Origin of the sequence: Alteribacter lacisalsi (assembly GCF_003226345.1) — a bacterium.
In the GTDB taxonomy this organism is placed as follows: domain Bacteria; phylum Bacillota; class Bacilli; order Bacillales; family Salisediminibacteriaceae; genus Alteribacter; species Alteribacter lacisalsi.
Map to the genome: position 1 here is coordinate 13,607 of NZ_PDOF01000005.1, position 20,242 is coordinate 33,848.

At 50.4% G+C, this 20,242-nt stretch carries 16 protein-coding genes; all 16 read right to left on the reverse strand.

The genetic code is table 11. The annotated features are described in order from the left end of the window. Positions 1-17: 17 nt before the first annotated feature. A complete protein-coding gene (gene hpt, locus CR205_RS19565) occupies positions 18-557 on the reverse strand; it encodes a hypoxanthine phosphoribosyltransferase (RefSeq protein WP_110521843.1) in 540 nt (179 codons plus the stop codon). Between the two features lie 138 nt (positions 558-695). Then, positions 696-2,123 (reverse strand): tRNA lysidine(34) synthetase TilS, encoded by a 1,428-nt coding sequence (gene tilS, locus CR205_RS19570; RefSeq protein ID WP_110521844.1) that lies wholly within the window; start codon positions 2,121-2,123, stop codon positions 696-698. Further along, complete coding sequence (locus CR205_RS19575) at positions 2,107-2,556, reverse strand: threonine/serine exporter family protein (protein ID WP_328587738.1); 450 nt, start codon at positions 2,554-2,556, stop codon at positions 2,107-2,109. Before CR205_RS19575 ends, tilS begins: the two co-directional genes overlap by 17 nt. An 18-nt stretch (positions 2,557-2,574) precedes the next feature. Next, a complete protein-coding gene (locus CR205_RS19580; RefSeq protein ID WP_110521845.1) occupies positions 2,575-3,330 on the reverse strand; it encodes a threonine/serine exporter family protein in 756 nt (251 codons plus the stop codon). 32 nt (positions 3,331-3,362) lie between these two features. Further along, on the reverse strand, positions 3,363-4,385 hold the full coding sequence (locus CR205_RS19585; RefSeq protein ID WP_110521846.1) for a protein kinase domain-containing protein: 1,023 nt from the start codon (positions 4,383-4,385) through the stop codon (positions 3,363-3,365). Beyond that, the gene (locus tag CR205_RS19590) at positions 4,351-5,088 is read right to left on the reverse strand and encodes a vWA domain-containing protein (RefSeq protein WP_110521847.1); all 738 of its coding nucleotides are present in this window, start codon (positions 5,086-5,088) and stop codon (positions 4,351-4,353) included. Before CR205_RS19590 ends, CR205_RS19585 begins: the two co-directional genes overlap by 35 nt. Before the next feature lie 1,360 nt (positions 5,089-6,448). Continuing rightward, entirely contained in the window at positions 6,449-8,929 is a 2,481-nt protein-coding gene (spoIIE, locus tag CR205_RS19600) for a stage II sporulation protein E (RefSeq protein WP_236634923.1), read from the reverse strand. A gap of 639 nt (positions 8,930-9,568) precedes the next feature. After that, positions 9,569-10,006: a S1 domain-containing RNA-binding protein gene (locus CR205_RS19605; protein WP_110521849.1), complete on the reverse strand. Its 438-nt coding sequence runs from the start codon at positions 10,004-10,006 to the stop codon at positions 9,569-9,571. Positions 10,007-10,078: 72 nt separating this feature from the next. Further along, entirely contained in the window at positions 10,079-10,459 is a 381-nt protein-coding gene (locus CR205_RS19610; RefSeq protein ID WP_110521850.1) for an FtsB family cell division protein, read from the reverse strand. A 5-nt stretch (positions 10,460-10,464) separates the two neighbouring features. Next, the gene (gene yabQ / locus CR205_RS19615) at positions 10,465-11,061 is read right to left on the reverse strand and encodes a spore cortex biosynthesis protein YabQ (RefSeq protein ID WP_110521851.1); all 597 of its coding nucleotides are present in this window, start codon (positions 11,059-11,061) and stop codon (positions 10,465-10,467) included. Continuing rightward, complete coding sequence (gene yabP, locus CR205_RS19620; RefSeq protein WP_110521852.1) at positions 11,058-11,366, reverse strand: sporulation protein YabP; 309 nt, start codon at positions 11,364-11,366, stop codon at positions 11,058-11,060. The genes yabQ and yabP overlap by 4 nt, the downstream gene beginning before the upstream one ends. A 458-nt stretch (positions 11,367-11,824) precedes the next feature. After that, positions 11,825-12,103 (reverse strand): RNA-binding S4 domain-containing protein, encoded by a 279-nt coding sequence (locus CR205_RS19625; RefSeq protein ID WP_110521853.1) that lies wholly within the window; start codon positions 12,101-12,103, stop codon positions 11,825-11,827. 261 nt (positions 12,104-12,364) lie between these two features. Next, positions 12,365-13,831 (reverse strand): bifunctional methyltransferase/pyrophosphohydrolase YabN, encoded by a 1,467-nt coding sequence (gene yabN, locus CR205_RS19630; RefSeq protein ID WP_110521854.1) that lies wholly within the window; start codon positions 13,829-13,831, stop codon positions 12,365-12,367. Further along, on the reverse strand, positions 13,828-15,501 hold the full coding sequence (locus CR205_RS19635; protein ID WP_161524841.1) for a putative polysaccharide biosynthesis protein: 1,674 nt from the start codon (positions 15,499-15,501) through the stop codon (positions 13,828-13,830). Before CR205_RS19635 ends, yabN begins: the two co-directional genes overlap by 4 nt. Before the next feature lie 126 nt (positions 15,502-15,627). Further along, positions 15,628-16,167, reverse strand: coding sequence for a stage V sporulation protein T (gene spoVT, locus CR205_RS19640; RefSeq protein ID WP_110521856.1), 540 nt, complete (start codon positions 16,165-16,167; stop codon positions 15,628-15,630). A 494-nt stretch (positions 16,168-16,661) separates the two neighbouring features. Further along, a complete protein-coding gene (gene mfd / locus CR205_RS19645) occupies positions 16,662-20,219 on the reverse strand; it encodes a transcription-repair coupling factor (RefSeq protein ID WP_110521857.1) in 3,558 nt (1,185 codons plus the stop codon). Positions 20,220-20,242: the final 23 nt, after the last annotated feature.

The following is a 20,242-nucleotide window of genomic DNA, read 5'->3' on the forward strand; positions in this document are numbered from 1 at the left end:
TTCTTCATCACAATAAATTACCCTTCATAGATCTCCGGCTTTAAAATACCGATAAACGGAAGGTTGCGGTACCGCTCTGCGTAATCCAGCCCGTATCCGACAACAAACTCATCCGGTACGATAAATCCGGCTGTATCCGGCACAAGATCGACTTTACGCCCATCCGGTTTGTCAAGAAGTGTAACAATTTTCACTGACTTTGCTTTACGGTAACGGAACAGTTCCACAATGTAGCTCAAGGTTAGTCCGCTGTCGATAATATCCTCAAGAATGAGCACGTCCCGGCCTTCAACCGACGTGTTCAGGTCTTTCACAATTTTCACTTCCCCGGAGGAGACGGTTTCGTTTCCGTAGCTGGATACGTCCATCAGGTCCAGTTCCACATGGGTGTTGATTTTCTGGATCAGGTCGCCCATAAATGGCAGGGAGCCTTTCAGTATTCCGATCACAAGGGGAAAGCGTCCTTCATACTCCTCTGTAAGCTCTTTGCCGAGCTCGGCGATCTTCTCCTGGATTTCTTCTTCGGAAATTAATACAGACTGGATGTCATCTCTCATAATGTTCTGTTAAGCCTCCTAAAATAAATAAAATCCGTACGCTGTCCATCGTAACAGAAAATGCTATGTACCCCGTCCGCCTGTCTTTTCTTCCAGTAGAAGGGGAGCGGGCGTTTTATGGACATTTCAGCATGGTACTCAATGCCCTTTCACGCTCATTTTGAAACCGGTATCCCCCGGCTCAAAATCCATAACGAGAACATCTTCCGTGATCTCTGTCAAACAGGCACAGGCCGCCCGGGCCAGGCCTGGCAGCCAGAGGATCCGGTCATCCGCATCTGTAATCACCGGCCATCTGTCACGGAGATCCTTCGGTATTTTTTTATCAATCAGCAGGTCCTTCACCTTTTTGCTGCCGTTCATCCCAAGAGGTACGAACCGGTCTCCTGCTTTACGGAACCGTACGCGAAGCGGTGTTTGAAGCTGGTCCCGGTCTCCCTCAAAATGCCAGAGAGAGGCCGTTTCAGTCCGGCTGTATTTATGAGGTCTTTCTACAGTTATCTTCCCCTCTTTAAATACAAGCATGCCCGCTTCGGGCAATTGCCATGAATCTCTTTTATCTTCATCCGGTTTTTTTTGTGACGAAATCACGCATGCGTCGTACGACCTGCGAACAAAAACAGCCCCCGGAAGATCAAGGTGTCCGGAAGGATGGGGCTGCCTGAGCAGATCGGCGAAAGCATTCATATGTACACTCATCACCGGGGCTTTCAGCGTGTTTCTGAAAAGATAGTTTAATATTAGATGAAAGGCCCTTCTTTGTAAAGGGATTGGCACATCAAGAAAAGCCGGAACGGACAGCGTAACTGCTTCATGCGTCCAGTCCTTTACCGCCTTCTCCAGTGCTTTCTCTGCCAGAGCATCGAGGAAGGCTTCATCTTCTGTGAGCCATTCGCTCTGCTGCTGAAAGCGTTCGTGCACTTTCGGGTTTTCCTTTTTCAAAAAAGGCAGTACCTCTTTTCTGAACCGGTTCCTTGTATAGGCATCCTTCGAATTACTCGGGTCTTCACGATACGTAAGCCCTTCTTCTGTGCAGTACCGGATCAGGCTTTGTTTATCCGTACATAGAAACGGACGGACAAGCTGCCCTTCTGCAAACCGACGGATGACCGGGATTCCTCTGAGGCCGCCGGCTGCACCGCGTACCTGGCGCATAATCATCGTTTCGACCTGGTCGTCTCCGTGGTGGGCAGTAACTAGATAATCCCCTTTATAGGCGTGCATCATCTCTGAAAAAAAACGGTACCGGCAATTCCGGGCCGCTTCCTGAATGGAAAGCCCTTTTTCCCCGGCTTCTTTTTTTACATCCGGCTGTGCAGTCAGGCACGGCACACCGTATTTTATGCTCAGCGCTCTCACAAACGCAAGATCCTCTGCTGATTCTTCTCCCCGAAGACCGTGGTCCACGTGGAGGACGTATAAACGAAGATTGAGGTCTTCTTTTCTTTCCGCCAGATAATGAAGCATGGCAGCCGAATCCACTCCGCCTGAAACTGCAGCGAGCACAACCGCCCCCTGCTTCAGAAGAGCGTGCTTTTCAATAAAGAGGTCAACGGTTCGTTTCATAGCGGTGTCCGACTCCCTTTCCGAACGAGAATACCGCAAGGGCAAACACGAGACCTGCTGCAATGGCTCCGGCTCTGAGCATCGTTTCCACTCCGTACTCGAGACCGGTCAGGTACTCACCGTCAACAAAGGCCAACATTGTAAAGTAGGCCCGGCTGCCGGGCACCAGCGGCAGGATGCCTGGAATGGCCAGTGTGGTCACCGGAATCCGGATGATCCGGGCAAGAAGATGGGCGAACAGGGCGGCTGTCAGAGACGCGGCAGCTGTGGAAAAGACCGGCGACGCATCTAAGTACAGGCCCGTATTCAGTACTGTGTAGGCAATGACGCCAATCCCTCCACCCAGAAGAAGGGCCCGTCTTGGCACACTGAAAATCACGCCAAACCCGACAGTTGCAATAAAACAGATAATCAGTTCAAGAAAAAACATCATCGGTACAGGCTCCTTTCATCAGAGGAATAACGAAATCGCAAAAGCGACACCGCTGGCAATCGACAGCGCCGTCAGAAGAGCTTCCGCCCCACGGCTGACACCGGCCACAAGGTCGCCGGACATCAGATCCCTGACGGCATTGGTCAGGGGGACCCCGGGAACAAGCGGCATAAGTGAACCAATGATAATCTGATTGACGTTATCCCCGATTCCAAAGAACACGAGGGCAATCGCCAGAGAACCCCCAAGAAAGGCTGCCGCAAACTCTGCGGCAAACCGTACTTTGAGATACCGCTCAAATTCAACAACCGTTACGCTTGTGAGAACGGCTGCCAGAAAAGCCGGGAAAAGGTCGGGCCAAGCGCCTCCAAACAACAGCGCAAATCCGCTTCCCGCTATGCCGGCGCTTAAGTGAATGAGCCAGAGTGGATACGGAACAGGGGACTCTGCAATTGCCTTGAGCTTCTCATGGGCCTCCTCGGTATCCAGCTCGTGATTGACGTACTCCCGGGACACCTGATTCACTTCTGTCACTTTGTTTAAATCCTGCAGCCTGTCGTCAATTCTCACCATCTGCATCAGGTCTTCCTTGCCTTCTTCTTCAAAAGAAAGAAAAATCCCGGTCGTCGTTGCAAAACAGTGGACATTCTTAAATGAAGACGCTTTTGCCATACGCTCGAGCGTCTCTTCCACACGGTACGTTTCCGCTCCGTAGGTGAGCATAATCTCCCCTGCCAGCAGGCAGATATCCATCACCTGATCTGCTTTTCCCATCTGTCTGCCCCCCAGTTCCCGCGCTTTTTCCGCTACATGATTTGTACAAATAAGTATAGTGCATAACCAAGCAGAAGAAAAGCGGCCACAAGAACCGTTTCAATAAGACCGGAGGAGCGTTTCCGAAGTGTTCTGCGCTCTTTTTTGTGTGCTTTTCGCGTCGGTGCAGCGGGCAGACTGGCAGAAGGAGAGGACCTGATGAATGCAGGCATACGCTGCGGCGGCTCTCTTCTCTTTGAACCGGACGAGCTTCCGATCTCCTCCATCAGATCTCTTCTCATCTCCATAGCTTCCCTGTACTGACCAGTGAGCGCCCTATTAATGATGCGTTCAAACCGGATCAGGGAAGGCTTTTCCGCAACCTTTTTTATTAAAAGAGCCAGGTTGTCATTTCCTGCACGTTCAAACCGGGACGGGTAGGCACTGTTGATTAAAATCATGGCAACAGCGAACAGATCGTATCCCGGATCTGCTTTTCTTCCCCCAAGACCCCAGTAGCCGCGGTCGAAAAACTCGGTAAATTCCTTGATTGCCCGACCGGTCCTGGTCGTTCCGCCTACATCAAACCATCTTACCCTTATAGGCGGGCCTGTGATAAGCAGGTTTTCCGGTTTCAGATCCCCGAAGATCCAGCCGGCCTGATGCAGCCTGTCAAGGTCACCAAGAAGCTGAACGGCAAGGATCCCTGCCCATTCTTCTCCTTTATTTCTGAGAAGCGGAATCACCTCTTCCCCTTCGATATACTCCATTACATAAAAAGGGTAGGTCCCCTCTTTTACTGTAAAGTCGTCCACATCGAAAAGAGAAGGTCCAAGGTACTCACCCTGGACCTTAGAAAAATGCTGGAGCACGTTTACTTCCGAGGTAATGGACATGGCGTCGCTTCCGGCTTTCAGCGCTGCCAGCCCCTTCTCTGAACGAACCAGGAATACCGTTCCTGTTGCTCCCCGGCCCAGTTCCTTTACAATACTGTAGCGGTTCCCGTGCCAGCGGCCGATTACCGTTTCCCCGGGAGAGAGGCTACATGCCTGTTTCTTCGAGACCGGATCTCTCATCCCATCGGCCCTCACTTGTGTCCATTCTCTTCCTGAAAATGCGGAGCGCTTCCTGAAGTGCCGGACCGGTCGGCGTCAGACCGCCCGGAGTAAGCTTTTTGAACACACCAGCCAGTGAGTCCAGCTCCGGTGTCCAGCCAAGCCGCTTCTCAACATCTTTTCGTCTGCCGGGAAACGAATAAAGAGAAAACTGATTCCCGCCCGTCCGGGAACGCAGGCTAACGGATAAATCTACAAGCGCTTCCTGTACCATCGGCAGCTTCTCGGTCATGCTTGCGCTTGTGTCTACGAGGATGACCACCTCGAGGTCCATCGTCTCCCCGAGGTCATCAACCACTTCAACGACCTGCCCCCGCTTTGCCGGAGCCAGATCTTCCAGTTCATGATCCTCGCCGAGAATTTGCTGCAGTTCTTTATTGACCACCCCCTGAATGGTTTGTGTCATCGCTTTTCTTGTCACCATCTGAACTGTCTGGGACAACTGCCTTGCATAGACGATCTGGCTTACACCGCCTCCTGACATGGCAATCTCTTCAACTTCCTTCAGTCCCTGACCGCCCTGCCGGCTCTCGTCCATAATACCGATCACATTCACCGTAATTCCCTGCTCCTTTGCCAGTGCCGCGATCGCAGTCGGGTCTTCCCCGGCGTTTGAGCATCCGTCCGTTAAAAGCAGCACCTGTCTGAGCGTTCCCTTTGTCATCTCTCTCACCCTCCAAAATGATAAACTGGTATCATCTTTTACAAGATTGAAAGAGAATATACTTGCGGGAACCACCGCATACGCTTTTGGCCATCTATATAAAAGGGCCTTTCACCCTGAGTGGATTGTTTGTTTTTCCTTCTGCAGAATCCTGCTGTTATCTGCCATACGTACACAGCTGCTTTTTTTATTGGCTCTGTTAAATTCAATTGTTGATTTATGCTTATTGCGCGCTCTTTCCGCTTTAGTGTCGCGCATTCGCTTCAATCAATTTGAATTTTTCACAGCCTCTTATGTTATACGGTTTTTTAACGGTGCACGAAAAGCGATTCCTTTATGTCTATTTATCTCCGATTCTGCGAAGGTGGACGCGGACGCGGTTCATACTGGTTTGCCCTGCCCTTTCTCCGCCTCTCCATAACCGTTCCCTGCTCCCTTATATGCCCCATGTTCAGGCCTCCTCATTTTTTGAAATTCAGATAAAGTTTGTAACCACAAGTCCTTTCTCCAATATCACGTCGGGGGACGGGGGCGCGGCTTATACTTTTTGGCCGTATGCCTTTCTTTTTCCAGAATCACGCTGTTTTTCCTCCGTACATTTCCCATGTTAAAAGCCTCCTTTTGGATTAGGCGCGGTGATCGTTTTCCGTTACGATTTCGCTGCAGTGCCCTGCCGGATGTCTATTCGGCACACTCCGTCCGTGCCGGGCTTCCTTTTCCCGCCTTATAAATCAGCTCAGCTGTAGCTGCGATCCGGCTGCTCCTGCCTTTGTTCCCAGGGAAGTTTCCGGGTAGTAGTACAGCCTTCCTTCACGATGGCGGACGCGGGCGTGGTTCATACTCGTTTGCCTTACGCTTTCCACGGTGCAGACGGGCAATTTGGCTTCCTCTTACTTTCGACATTGTTATATCCTCCTGTACTGATCCGGTGGACAGTAGGCATTCCGGTTCCATCTGCCGCGGGGGCCCTCCGCAGTGTCCGTACAGCAGTCTGCTCATTCGTCCGGGGATTCAGATCATATTCTTCAAACTTATTCAGTTTTAGTCTGCGGCCATGCTCACGCCTGCTGCTCATTTTCACCAGGGAAAGCCGGACCGTGGTCCTGGCTGCCCTCGGTGCTCGGGTTGCAGCTTTTCGGCAACTGGCACGATCCGCTGCTGGCGGCTGCTCGCTGGTGAAGCCGCCGCCGTTCATTTCACTTTTACTTCATGTTAATGAGGTCTTCATACCAGCATCGATGGCGGGCGGGGGCGCGGCTCATACTTTCCTGCTCTGCGCCTTCCTTTTCTCTCAAAATGTGCCGGTCCTTTTTCTGGTCTGTTCATTCACGGATCCCCCTTGTTTTTTCTCCCTGCAGGACTACCTGCTTTTCGCAAAGGCTTTTTCTTCGAATGAGACCGGAATTGTGGCCCACTTCGGAAGGTGGTGGTCAATCCGGGCGACCACGACCGTCATATCGTCGTGTATGCCGCCTCCCTCCCGGATGACGCGCTCCATCAGAAGATCGGCCACTTCCTGCGGGTCATTCGTTTTCATTTCGTTAATAACCCGCTTCATCCACACCTCCTTGTTTTCAATGTCAGCCGGACCGTCGAAGATTCCGTCGCTCATCATGATGAGCAGATCTCCGCTTTTCAGCTGCTCGTTCACCACATCCACTTCTACATCTGAAATCATTCCAATAGGCAAATTTCCCGATTCAATCATCTTCACCTGCCTTCCTCTTTTTAAGAAGCTCGGGATCGAGCCGACCTTCAGAAATTTAGCTGTAGCATCCTGCATATCGATCATCACCAGATCAAGAGTGGAAAACATTTCTTCTTCAGATCTGAGAGCCAGTACCGAATTAATCGATTTAATCGCCACGGTTTCCTCGATCCCCGAACGCAGGATGTTCCGCAGCAACTCGATCGTGTCGTTGCTCTCCAGATGCGCCCGTTTTCCGTTTCCCATCCCGTCACTGATGGCAAGAGCATACTTCCCGGCTCCAAGTTCCATAGTGGAATAACTGTCTCCCGAGATCCACTTCCCTCCTTTTGCAGTCTGGGATGCGCCGGTAGTAACCACGTACTGCCTGGCCGAACCGAACACGAGACGTTCCGCTCCGCCGGCAAGCGATGCTTTTTCCGTATGTTTGACCACGATTGTTTCTTTTAGAATATGAGACAAGAGCGGCGCGATCACTTTTTCACCCTCGTTATATTCGTTGTGGGCAATGATCATTTCAATGTCCACATTTCCGTTATCCAGCGAGTAGACCTCCACCTGCTCCAGAGCGATTCCTGCATGCTGAAGCGACTCGGTGATCTTTTCCTCCTGCAGTTCGTGGGTCTTCTGCTCCCGCTGAATATCCTTTGCAAAATCCTCCATTACCCGTGATACCCCTCGAAGCTGGTCAGCCACAAGTCGGCGGCTTTCGATGATCTGCTTTCTCAATTGCTTGCTCGCATGGAGCTGGCTGATTTCATCTTTTACCGCCCGTACGACTTTATCGTGTTTGATACAGTGGGCATGGAGGTCGGACATAAGCCGCCTGTCGTACACATCCCCATTGGTCTCGACCTCTTCCATCGTTCGTTCCATGAGGTTATATGTTTCAGAGAATTTCCGCGTCCAGCACGTATGCTTTTTCATACAGGTCTGGCACGTTTTCTCTGTGACTTTACTTAAGAATAGATCCGTATCACGCCCGGGCTCATTCGTCCCGTCAGGGGCCTCCACTTCGGAAAAGCTGTTGGAAAGTGTGCTGAACAGCCGTGAGAACTGTTCCACTTTTCCGGCGGTCAGGTCCCTGATTTTACGCAGATACTGCTGCTGCTCCACCGCATGTTCGGCTGTGCCTGGAATATAGCGGGCCACCTGTTCGATCCACCGTTTCGGCGTGATCAGAAAAACAGCGATCGCAACACCCGTTTCCATAAGAGAAATGCCGAGTGTACCCTGATTATCCCCGTACATTCCCATTAGACCGGTTCCGACTAATAGTCCGGCACAGACACCGATTCGCTTTCCCTCCTTGAGGAGACCCCCCAGAAGTCCCGAAAAGGCCAGCAGGCTCATGTGAAAGAGGTTTGCCACATTTGCCAGACTCAGGATCAGACCTACGACGACGCCCACCGTCGATCCAATCGCTGCTCCTCCGACGAAAGCGAACACCAGCACCAGGTACCTGGCGATTATAAATTCGACTGACAGACCGTACAATAGCCAGCCGACCGTTCCTGTCATGACCGATGCCATAAAAATGACAATGCAGACGATCTCTTCATGCCGCAGAGACATTTTGTTCTTTCGTTCAAAGATTATGGGGATGCTCTGAAGAAAAATCATGGTGACCACCAGGGCCAGTCCCGCCTCCACTCCGGCAACCATAGCCCCGTAGCTGCTGAACCCCTCCTGAAACGAAATCACCGAAAATCTGACCGAAGCCACGGTGATAAATACCGTCAGCGGAATGAGGTTCGCCTGCGGCCTTACGGTGGTGATAACCCGGTGTAAAACCAGGTAGGCGATTGTGGCCGCAACCGCATACGAGGCGAAGGGCAGAGAGATCGTGGCTGCACCTGCCCATAACGCGAGTAGTGCCCATTTGGCCTTGGCTTTCTGCCAGTGAAGCATGACAGCCAGAAAGGGCACTGCGAAGGGTAACAGGTGCATTAAAATCACCGCCCTTCCCAGCAGAAAGCCAATCATAATAATTAGAACTGTTCGGTTTGCATCTTTCACACTCGGCTTGTCCATCCAGGCTGCCACCCTTTTTACCATGCGGGAAAACGGCTTTGCCGGCATTGGAATCGCCGAAGGTTGTCCGGTCGATCGGTACGTCAGTCGTCCTATCATCTGCTAACACCACCCGTTCCATATAGTGGTAACATTATAAACACGGATCAAATGAAGAATTTGTCAAAAGAACCTCTACTGTTTGAAAAAGTCTTCGACGACTTTCTGTACTAAATGTACCCGCTTTTCTGTTTTTCCCCCGCACATACGTTCGTGTACTTTCTTGCTGCTGACCTGTTTTTTACTGGTTAACCCCTTTCATGCGTAAGGAAAAAAGGCCGCTTATCGGTGTGCTGAAAATTCTGACAACAATTGGTGTTCTTTAGCAGACGAAAGGCACCTTTCTTTCTTTTTAGACTAAAAAAAATCGGAATGTTTTTTTGGAAGGGTGGAATTGATTCTGATTTCAGGTTGGACAGGCAGAGGAATTGAGTGCGAAAATTAACGGGTCGTATTATTGCGGCAGGAGCCGGGAGGCGCAATGATACGATTAGTACTGAATCATATTATTTCTCCGCCACCACTGGTGAGATTTGATACGATAAGCGGTGAGTGGTATTACTGGGAATCATGTTGGGGAATGAATAGGACATTGCATCGGCTCAGATCGCAGGTTCTGCCTGTGAGATAAGCTCATAAAAAAACACACCCTCCTGTGAGGATGTGTTTTGGAATAATATATTTAATTCGGCAGCAGGATTACTTCTTCGTGCCTTTGCCTCCGCGCTTGGACTCCGTGTGGCGCTTCAGTGAGGTAAGGCGCTCTTCGCTGTCTTTCAGGAAGCGGCTCATTTTGTCTTCAAAAGACATTGTTCTCTGGCGCGGCTGACGCGGTCCTCCGCTGCCTCCACGTCTCTGGGGACGCCCGGAACCGGATCCGCTGCTCTGCTGACCAGCAGGTTTATCCTTTGCCTTTCGGATCGACAGCCCGATTTTGCCATCGCTTTCGACGTTCAATATTTTGACTTCGACTTCATCGCCGACCGTCAGATGCTCATTAATGTCTTTTACATAGTTGTCTGCCACTTCACTGATATGGACCAGACCGGTCTTGCCTCCCGGAAGTTCAACGAAAGCTCCGAAGTTTGTAATGCCCGTGACTTTACCTTTCACCTTGCTGCCTACTTCAATCGACATGTAAAAAATGCTCCTCCTTATATGTTGAAAAAATTCATATGGTTACATTATACCGAGGGAATCGGAAATGTGTCAATCCGATGAAGACTGAGGCAGCTGAAACAGTGTTTCACCCGGTTTTGTCAGAAAGTAGTCCCGTCTGGCAATCTCGGCAATGTAATCATAGTCCTGGAGGAGCTCTTTTTCTTCCCTGAGAGCTACTTCTTCCTGCTCCAGCTCCACCAGATGCTGATCGAGTTCCGCCTGTTCCTGCTGCTGCTGATTCATCGTACTATGCTGGGTAAAAAGAGTATAAACCGTGAAGATCAGACCTGCAGCCATCAGAACGCCGAAAATGGACATACGACGGATGAGACCTTTCCTTCTTCTTCTTTTCTGCTCCTGCAGCTGTTCCTGCTCCTTTGCATACTTGGAAGCCAGCCGCTCAAATGTCTCTCTGCGCTGATCATGCACGTTCCTCACCTCTTTCGTTTTTTAAACCAGTCTGTCAGCCGCTTCAGCCGGTCCCGTACTTTTTCCGTAGACGAGAATATGTTCATTTTCCACTTTCCGAGGAACGTAAAACGGACCCCGGCTTTCTCCAACAGCCAGCGAACCGGCAGTATTACAATTTTTAGTAAAAAGTAAACAATTCTCCATATTGTGGATAATAATATCATACATAAGGCCAGTACAACTTGCAACAGCCATTTCAGCGGCAGCACAATAAATAATTTTATTAGTCTGACAATGATACGGTAAATGGCAATGACGGTCCGGATCAGCCACTCCAGCACCTGCATCCATATTCTCTGAAAAAGGGCGCGGTAGGTGGAATAGCCGAGAAGCAGAGCAAGGAGAACGTAAAAACGCATCTCTCCTTCGTTTACTCTCAGAAGGACATAAAAAAGAAAAAGCCCCTGGCCGCACCAGAAAAAGAGGTCATTGACGAGGTGAGTCCAGCGAAACTGACGCGGGCTGCCGAGAAAACGGTGATACGTATCCATGGCAGCACCGAGCCAGATGCCCATCACCGTCATGACCAGCATCGTCTCAAACTGAACATCGAGTGTCACTTGAATAACTTCCCGAAGAATCCTTTGGATTTATCACCATGGCCCTGCTCAAGATAAACCAGGTCGTCCACACGGCCCTGAATGGAGACATTTCCTTCGTCCACATCCAGGTTTTTCATCTGCAGATGCTGCCCCCTGATCGACAGGTAGCCCATCTCGGTTTCCAGAAGAAATTCTTCATTGTCGAAGCTTTCCACCTGTTTAACCCCGGTGATTTCAAGTGTCTTGCGTCCCCGCATTGTAATGTTATGATCTTTCTGTTTATGCCCCTGCCCCATTGGCACGTACTCGTTATAGTGATTCATAAACTATCCCTCCCAGGACTCTTTGCTAACATGTCTATGTCCTGGGAGGTATGAATAGAACAAGCCCTAACGTACCAAAGACTTCAGTATGTATGTGACCGTCTGCCGCAGTCAGGCTGCCCGGAGACTCCGTCACTGCCTTTTTTTCCTGGCTCTTTTCGATAGGCTGTTTTCGGAAAGATTGTTGTTTTTCTACGCTGCAGGCCGACGCTTTCCGCGGGCAACACCTCAGCCTCCTCGGGAGCTTTTCTGCTTCTTCCTCTCCCAGTCAAGCTCCGAGGCAAATGCGTCGAAGCAACTCGCAGCATATTCGTGAGGTTATTGCTCGTTGTTGCTTTTCCCGCTGAAGTCGCGGCCATTTCGCTCCGAAAATTAACTAGTCAATGGCAACAATCTTTACGAAAAGAGCTTTTGGATAAAGATTGTTGTTATCTTACGCTGCCGGCGGACGCTTTCTTTTACAGCCAGTCGTCTTCCGGGCGTTTAACCGCCTCTTCCTTTACCAGGGTGTAAAGTGTTGCCGCTTCATCCTTACGGGCGCGCTCTTCCAGACGGTCCACCTGTACGGTAACGGTTTTCTGTCCGAAGCGAATTGTTAATTCATCCCCTGCTTTAACATTCGTTCCCGCTTTGGCGGTTTGACCGTTCACATCAATTCGGCCTTTTTCAGCCAGCTCCTTCGCCATGGTCCGCCGCTTAATCAGCCGTGATACTTTTAAATATTTATCAATTCTCATGTAAGTATTTCCCCTTTCTCCACTCGATTCAATCTTCTGTTTTGTTTTTTCTTGTTCTTTTCAAAACGCTCTTTTCATATAGGTTGTTGTTTATTACGCTACAGGCGGACGCTTTCCGCGGGCATCGCTTCAGCCTCCTCGGAAAAACCGCCCTGCGGGTTCTTCAGTCGATGCTATTCCCGCAGGAGTCAACGCCTTACGCTCCATATCAAAATATACGAAAAGCAACAATCTATCCGAAAACAGCTTTTTAAAAAGCTTTTAGAGTCCCTGCTCTTTGGCTTCTTCCCAGAGGGCGTCCAGCTGATCGAGCGTCTGATCTTCGAGACGCAGGCCCGCAGCGGTTACCGTTTCCTCGATAAAGGTAAAGCGGCGGATGAATTTGTTGTTCGTCAGTCGGAGGGCTTCCTCCGGGTCAATTTTATGAAAGCGGGCCAGGTTCACGATTGTAAAGAGAACGTCCCCAAACTCCGCCGCGGCTGCAGTTTCATCCCCGGACGCAAGCTCCCGCTCCCACTCTGCTATTTCTTCGCGCAGTTTTTCGTGCATCGGGGCTGCATCGGGCCAGTCAAAACCGGCTTTTGCTGCTTTTTTCTGTACTTTGTACGCTCTTAACAGACCCGGAAGAGAAGCAGGTATGCCTGAGAGCAGTCCTTCCGGCCGGCCGGCGGCGCCTTTTTCCTCTTTTTTTATTTCCTCCCACTGCGTGAGGACTGCATCTGCAGTTCGAGCATCTGCTTCTGCGAATACGTGAGGATGACGGCGAATCATTTTTTCTGTAATCGCCCCGATCACGTCTGAAATAGTAAAGTAGCCGTTATCCTCCCCAATCTGGGCATGAAGCATCACTTGAAGCAGCACGTCGCCGAGTTCTTCTGCGAGATGCTCATCATCCTCTGCATCAATCGCTTCAATCACTTCGTAAGCTTCTTCTATTAAATACGGCTTCAGCGATTCGTGTGTCTGCTTTTGATCCCAGGGACAGCCGTCCGGTCCGCGAAGTGTGGCGATTACGTCACGGAGCCTTGAGAATTCACGGGATAACAGGGTGTTGTCTTTTACTGGCGGCACGTAAACTGCGGTTAAATTATTGATTCCTGTCACTCTGTCCAGTTCATAAAGAGGGACTTCGGTCAGCTTTTCCCCGCTGCTCCCTGCGGCAGTCACAACTGTTACAGCATAGTCATCGGGAAGATGCTCCATCAGTGTCAGCTTAACTTCCGAAGCAATAAAGGCATCGTAAACCTGGCAGATGACGATATGGTGGCGAAGCTCCAGTTCGGTGCCTTTTAGCGCTGTGCCATCAACGAGTTGAAAACCGTCCACAGGATCTATTTGCAACGAGGCGAACACAGGATCGAGGAAGCTCTGCCCGCCGCTGATGCTGACTTGAACGCCATGTTTATCTTTTTCCTTCAGCAGACGCTGAACGGTTTCCTCTGCAACGAGCGGGTGGCCCGGTACAGCGTAAACGATGTCCTGTTTTTGCACCTGTTCAAACAGAGAGGCTGTAATGGCGCCGTATACATCCGAAAACTGGTCGTTTGCTTCATAAAAATGATCATAGCTCTGCCACTGCACCCCTTCTGCCGCCAGATCGTTAAGGACCGGATGATCGTTTGTCCTCACAAACAGAAGGTCTGCTTTTTTAAGGGTTCTGTAGCTTCCGAGCGGCAGCTGGTCAAGGTCACCTGCACCAAGACCAACTACTGTAATGGTATGTGTCATTGTCTGTCAGCTCCTTTTTTCCGTTCAAATTTCTCAAGCACACTGCCGAGCTTCGGCAGTGCGCCCCATTCTTCTTTTGTTACGACCCCCAGCTTCACCGCTGCGGCAAGGAATACAACTGCCCCTGCAGATGAAGCTGACAGAGCTGCGGCTGTCATTGCCGTCCGGCTTCCCGCTTCTGTCCATGCATGCAGAACAGCGATCGTCCCGCTCTGCCACAGAAAAGCCGTGATCCCGGTCAAAAGCAGCGCTGCCGCCCACCTTACAGTCCGGCCTGCTCTCTTTTCTGAAAAAACGAGCAGTTCATACCTGTAGAGGACGGCCCCTAACATCACGGCCATCACAGAAAAACTGATTAAGGTGGCCAGAGCCGCACCGTTAATAGCAAAAGCCGGTACGAACACCGCATTGCCCGCTGCTTTCAGGAATAGACCGGCTGCAGTAAGTCCTAGCAGACTCCGCCCTTTTCCGGCACCGTGGAGAATAGCCGCTCCGGTTAGAAAGACAGAGGCTGGGAGCACGGAAAAGCTGATCACCTGCAGCGCTGTCTGTCCCGATGTATCTGTAAAAAGCATCGGATTGAGAGACGGCATAACCGAAGCCAGCCCGACAGCAGCCGCGCCGCCGAACACAGCCCCGGTTTTCAAAGCGCGGATTGTATACTGCTGCTGTAGCTTTCGATCATGCCGTAACGCCGCTTTTGCTACCATCGGAACGAGGCTCAGTGAAAATGAGGTCGTCAGCACCGTGCCGAGTTGAACAACGGGCCAGCCTCGGTCATACACGCCTTTCAGGATCCCGGCCGCCTCAAGGGTAAAGCCGGAAAATCTGAGCAGCCTGATTAGTGTAAAGGAGTCTATGAGCTGCATGGCGATCAGGGACATCGCGCTCAGACAGACAAAAAAGCCGCCTGTGAGTATCGCGATGCTCTGTTCCTTCCATTTAATATGTGTTCCGTTTCCGTTATGGGTTGAAAAACTATTCTTCGTGTATTTCTTTCCTGCTGCAAGCAAAATGAGAAAAGCAGCGCCTGCTCCGAAAAATGACCCTGCAGCTGCCGCAGTGCCCGCTTCATATGGACCGTAATTTGACATCGCCCATGCAGAGAGAACGAGAATGACTGCGACACGGACAAACTGTTCGCCGACCTGGGAAACTGCAGAAGGCGTCATCCAGTGCAGTCCCTGATAATACCCACGCAGTACAGAGACAAAAGGCATAATAAAAAAAGGTGCCGCCATGCCGCGCAGAGGCATAACAAGCCCGGGATCGCCCATCCAGCCGGCAAGATACGGAGCAAGAGCGATAAGCAGTCCGCCAAGAACGAAATTGACAATACCGACAGTAACAAACGATACAGCCAGAATGCTCCTGACTGCGCCTCGTCCGTTCTGCTCAAATTCATCGGCAACAAGCTTTGAAATAATAACCGGAAATCCATAGGTAGCCATTACGAGGGCAATACCGTAAAACGGGTATACCTGCTGGTAGACGTAAAAGCCTGTATCGCCCGTGATATTCTGATACGGCACTTTATAAACCGCACTGAGCACTTTGACAATCAGTGCTGCAAGGGAGAGATACACCGCTCCTCTCAGGAAAGACTGTTTGTATGTATGATTCTGTTTTTTGCGGCTTTGTGTATCGCTTTCGCCCGGTTCCATCATCATTAACACCCGTTCACCCATTAAGCGAGGGCTGTCCCCCGCTGACTTTTTATCTGATAATTATACCATATAGTGCCCACACACAGAAAAGAAGGGCTCCGTGGAAGGCGCCCTTCTTAACGTAAAATCTTACTGCTCCATCTGGCGGGCGAGGAATCCAGCTGCTGTTTCAGCAAGCTTTCTCTCCACATCGCCCATTTCTGCACTGTCTTTGGCTACAAGAATCACAGCGCCGATTGGATCGCCTCCGGCAATAATTGGAGCAATCACGTACCCGTTCAGGTTTTCTTTCGCATCACCTGCGATGTTGTACTCACCTGCACTTGCTTCCAGCAGCGTTTTCCGGTCGTTCATCGCGGTTTCCGCCAGCTCCCCGATACTCTTGTTTGCATATTCTTTCTTCGAGCCGCCTGCCACTGCAATGTAAGTATCCCGGTCTGCAATCAGCACTGGATGATTCAGGCTATCATAAAGTGCTTCTGCATATTCCTGTGCAAAGTCACCAAGCTCCGAGATTGGCGAGTACTTCTTGAGAATCACTTCTCCGTCACGGTCAACGAAGATCTCAAGGGGGTCTCCCTCACGGATTCTCAGTGTGCGCCGGATCTCTTTCGGAATTACTACGCGGCCCAGGTCATCAATTCGACGAACAATACCAGTTGCCTTCATACATACGTTGCCTCACTTTCTTGGTGTAATCACGACGATGTGCATTTCGTGTGAGCAATGTTTTTAGCTGCTAGCTTTAGCTTGCACTTATTATCCATCTAAAAAAAAGAACTATTCACCAATTAAAGAATAAAATTGTGCGATTGCCTTTAAATCAGATGTTTTGCCAGTAGCAGAATATGTGGAGAGGCGTGCAGTGCTCGACTGCATCTGACTTCACCCATAAGCTCCACTCTTTTAAAATTCTCCTATAGCACTGACAGAACGAATTAGATATTCCACCGTTTCACTCCATCCGTTCTCTTTCCGCGGCGAAGGCGGTGAGCATCCTCGGGCTTCGCCCTGTGGGATCTCCCACTGCCATCTAACTGCCGCAGGAGCCTCACAGCCGGCGTTCCACTTCTCCTGTAAATACTCTGCAGAATGATTCCCTCTTCCACTTTGGCAATTATTAAAATAACCGGGAGGAATAGTTCCCCCCGGCAGTGATTCTTCTACCCGACCGGCTCTTTTCTGACTTCATCCAGCCTGGAAAGAGCAGATTCAAGATAATTTAAATACTCCCCATCATCAAGTGTTTTGCGTTTACAGTGAATTGTAATGGCGTTGCCGGTCATGGAGAGATTCATCTTGCGCGAGATCTTCGTCACCATTTCCATCAGCTTCGCCCCATCGATATGCTCCGTCATGTCCGGGGAAATAATTACTTTGCATTCGTTATTCTTTTCATTGATTGATTCGATTTTTTCCTGGCGGGCATAGTGCCTGATTTTCGCAACCTGGAACAGATAGCCCACTTCCTTCGGGTAATCCCCGAACCGGTCGATCATTTCATTTTGCAGATCAAGGATGTCACGGTGTGATTCAAGTGATTTAAACCGTTTATACATATCAATTTTCTGCTTTGAATCGGAAATATAGGATTCCGGAATGTACGCATCGACTTTAATATCGAGCTCAATGTCCTGCTGTTTCTTCTGCGGTGTTTTTTTCTGACCGTCATCCTTTTTGATGGATTCCTTACGGTCATCAATTGCATCCTTAAGCATCTGGGAGTAGAGATCAAACCCGACCGATGCAATGAATCCGTGCTGTTCGGCTCCAAGAAGGTTACCGGCCCCCCGGATGGAGAGATCCCGCATAGCAATCTTAAAGCCGGAGCCGAGTTCCGTAAATTCCTTAATAGACTGGAGACGTTTTTCGGCCACTTCCGTCAGTACCTTATCCCGCTGGTGAGTAAAGTACGCATAGGCAACCCGGTTCGACCGCCCTACTCGTCCCCGGAGCTGATACAACTGGGAAAGACCCATCCGGTCGGCATCATAAATAAGAAGCGTGTTCACGTTCGGAATATCCACGCCTGTTTCAATGATGGTTGTGGTAACAAGTACGTCTGCACTTCCTTCAAGGAAATCAAGAATCACATTCTCAAGTTCCGTTTCCGTCATCTGACCGTGGGCAAAACGAACAGACGCATCCGGTACGAGTGCCGCCACCTTGTCAGCCATGGATTCGATATCTTCAACCCGGTTGTATAGGAAGAACACCTGGCCTCCCCGGGCAAGCTCACGTTCAATCGCCTCTCTTGTAAGCGCCTCGTTGTACTCCACCACATACGTCTGTACCGGAAAACGGTTCTCGGGCGGGGTTTCAATAACCGAAAGATCCCGCACACCGAGCATGCTCATGTGGAGCGTCCTCGGAATCGGTGTTGCCGTAAGTGTCAGCACATCCACGTTCGCTTTCAGCTGTTTAATCTTTTCCTTATGTGTCACTCCGAAACGCTGTTCCTCATCCACCACGAGCAGACCGAGGTCTTTAAACTTCACATCTTTTGAAAGGAGGCGGTGTGTACCCACAACGATATCCACGGAGCCTTTTTCAAGACCGTTTATTGTCACTTTCTGTTCCTTTTTGGAACGGAAGCGGCTCATCAGCCCGATATTAATCGGAAAATCCTGAAAACGTTCGCGGATCGTTTCGTAGTGCTGCTGGGCGAGAATCGTCGTAGGCACGAGAAACGCGACCTGCTTGCCGTCCATTATGGCTTTAAAGGCCGCACGAAGTGCTACTTCAGTTTTTCCATAGCCTACGTCGCCGCAAAGAAGGCGGTCCATCGGACGGTCCCGTTCCATATCCTTTTTAATCTCTTCGATTGCCGTCAACTGGTCTTCGGTCTCCTGGTACGGGAATGACTGTTCAAATTCCCGTTGCTCATGACCGTCTTTCGAGAAGGCGTACCCTTTTGACGCTTCCCGCTCAGCATAAAGCTTGATCAGGTCGTCGGCAATATCTTCCACCGATGACTTGACTTTGCTCTTCACCTTCTTCCAGTCACTTCCACCGAGCGCATACAACTTCGGCTCCTTGTCTTCTGAGCCTACATATTTCTGCACCTGATCGATCTGATCCACAGGTACGTAAAGCTTGTCGTCACCTGCATAGGTAATATGCATGTAGTCTTTATGGAGACCGCCGATATCAAGTGTTTCTATTCCGAGATATTTTCCGATCCCGTGGTTAATGTGAACGACCCAGTCACCGACTTTCAGCTCGGAATAGCTTTTTATCCGTTCTGCATTCGACAGCTTCTGCCGGTTTCGTTTCGGTTTTCGTGTTTTCTTTGTAAATACTTCTTCTTCCGTGATCACGATGAGTTTCTGCATCGGCAGTTCAAATCCTGCCGTCATATGGCCGATCGTAATAAGCGCCTGTCCCTGGGCGGGAACGGAATCCGAATTTGTCAGAGCGGCTTCAATATCATAGTCTGAGAGCACCTGCTTCATGCGCTGGGCCCGGTCTTCATCTCCTGCTGCGAACAGAATGCTGTACCCGCTTTCCTTCCAGCGTTCCACTTCTGTTTTAAGAAGATGGAGCTGGCCGTGAAAGTTCTGGGTCGATTTCGCCTGGAAATTGACGATATTCTTCGGGGCAGTAGACGGCACATGCCGTAAAAACAAACTCATGTAAACGCGCGGGAGCCGCGTCTTCTCCATTAATTCAGACCACGACTTTGAGATAGCCAGATCCTTTACACTCGCCCCCTGAGCAAGCATGGTCGTCTGCCATTCGGCTTCCTCATTTTCGAGGTTTCCTGCCATCTCCTGTACGCGGCTGATTTCGTCTACAAAAACTGCTCCTCCGTCAGGCAGATAGTCAAGAAGGGTCGCTTTTTCGTCATAGTAGTACGCCATATATTTGTACATGGAATCAAAAGGTGTTTTCTCTTTCAGCCAGCTGAGCTCTTCCCCGATCTTCTCTGCTGTTTTTTCCTTCAGGGCATTGTCCTTCAGGCGGTTCAGTGTCCCGGCAAGCTCTTTTTCAAGCTGTTCTGCACCGTTCCTGTAATGCTCGTCATACAGAAGGACCTCCTTTGCAGGGCCAATCCACATCTCTTTTACCTGTTCGAGCGAACGCTGCGTTTCCACGTCAAAATGCCGGATTGAGTCCACTTCCGTGTCGAACAGTTCAATCCGGACCGGATGCTCTTCTGTGAGCGGGTAAAGGTCGATAATCCCTCCGCGCACGCTGAATTCACCCGGGGAAGAAACCATTGCCGACCGGGTGAAGCCCATAGCAATAAAACGGCTGAGAAGGTCTTCCAGATTCACATCCTCCCCAACGGTCAGCTTGGCCTGACAGCTCTTCCATACGTCCATAGGCGGAAGAAGTCGGCGAAGACCGGCCATTGGAGTAATTACGATCCCCTGTCTGCCGCTGGTCCAGTGATTCAATACTTCAAGGCGCTGGCCTCTCATCTCCGGAGAAGCTACTGCGATTTCTGAAGCGATCAGTTCGTTTACAGGGTATAAAAACACCCGCTCCTCGCTTATAAGCGACGTCAGATCCTCATACAGCTTCTGAGCCTGATATAAATTATGTGTGACAATCAGCTGGGACTGTCCCGTTTTTTCATATATGGATGATAAAAATAATGACCTGGATGATCCGGTCAGGCCGGCAACCATCTGCTCGGACAGCGACGCTTCAATCCCGTCCGCCACACTCGCCAGATCGTCCCCCCGGCTGAACAATTCTATTAAACCTTTCACGGCCTCTTCCCCCCTTAACATAG

Coding starts and splice junctions, on each gene's coding strand:
- hpt (WP_110521843.1), bottom strand. CDS start 557: ATGAGAGATGACATCCAGTCTGTATTAATTTCCGAAGAAGAAATCCAG.
- tilS (WP_110521844.1), bottom strand. CDS start 2,123: ATGAAACGAACCGTTGACCTCTTTATTGAAAAGCACGCTCTTCTGAAG.
- CR205_RS19575 (WP_328587738.1), bottom strand. CDS start 2,556: ATGATGTTTTTTCTTGAACTGATTATCTGTTTTATTGCAACTGTCGGG.
- CR205_RS19580 (WP_110521845.1), bottom strand. CDS start 3,330: ATGGGAAAAGCAGATCAGGTGATGGATATCTGCCTGCTGGCAGGGGAG.
- CR205_RS19585 (WP_110521846.1), bottom strand. CDS start 4,385: ATGAGAGATCCGGTCTCGAAGAAACAGGCATGTAGCCTCTCTCCCGGG.
- CR205_RS19590 (WP_110521847.1), bottom strand. CDS start 5,088: ATGACAAAGGGAACGCTCAGACAGGTGCTGCTTTTAACGGACGGATGC.
- spoIIE (WP_236634923.1), bottom strand. CDS start 8,929: ATGATAGGACGACTGACGTACCGATCGACCGGACAACCTTCGGCGATT.
- CR205_RS19605 (WP_110521849.1), bottom strand. CDS start 10,006: ATGTCGATTGAAGTAGGCAGCAAGGTGAAAGGTAAAGTCACGGGCATT.
- yabP (WP_110521852.1), bottom strand. CDS start 11,366: ATGAATCACTATAACGAGTACGTGCCAATGGGGCAGGGGCATAAACAG.
- CR205_RS19625 (WP_110521853.1), bottom strand. CDS start 12,103: ATGAGAATTGATAAATATTTAAAAGTATCACGGCTGATTAAGCGGCGG.
- yabN (WP_110521854.1), bottom strand. CDS start 13,831: ATGACACATACCATTACAGTAGTTGGTCTTGGTGCAGGTGACCTTGAC.
- CR205_RS19635 (WP_161524841.1), bottom strand. CDS start 15,501: ATGATGATGGAACCGGGCGAAAGCGATACACAAAGCCGCAAAAAACAG.
- spoVT (WP_110521856.1), bottom strand. CDS start 16,167: ATGAAGGCAACTGGTATTGTTCGTCGAATTGATGACCTGGGCCGCGTA.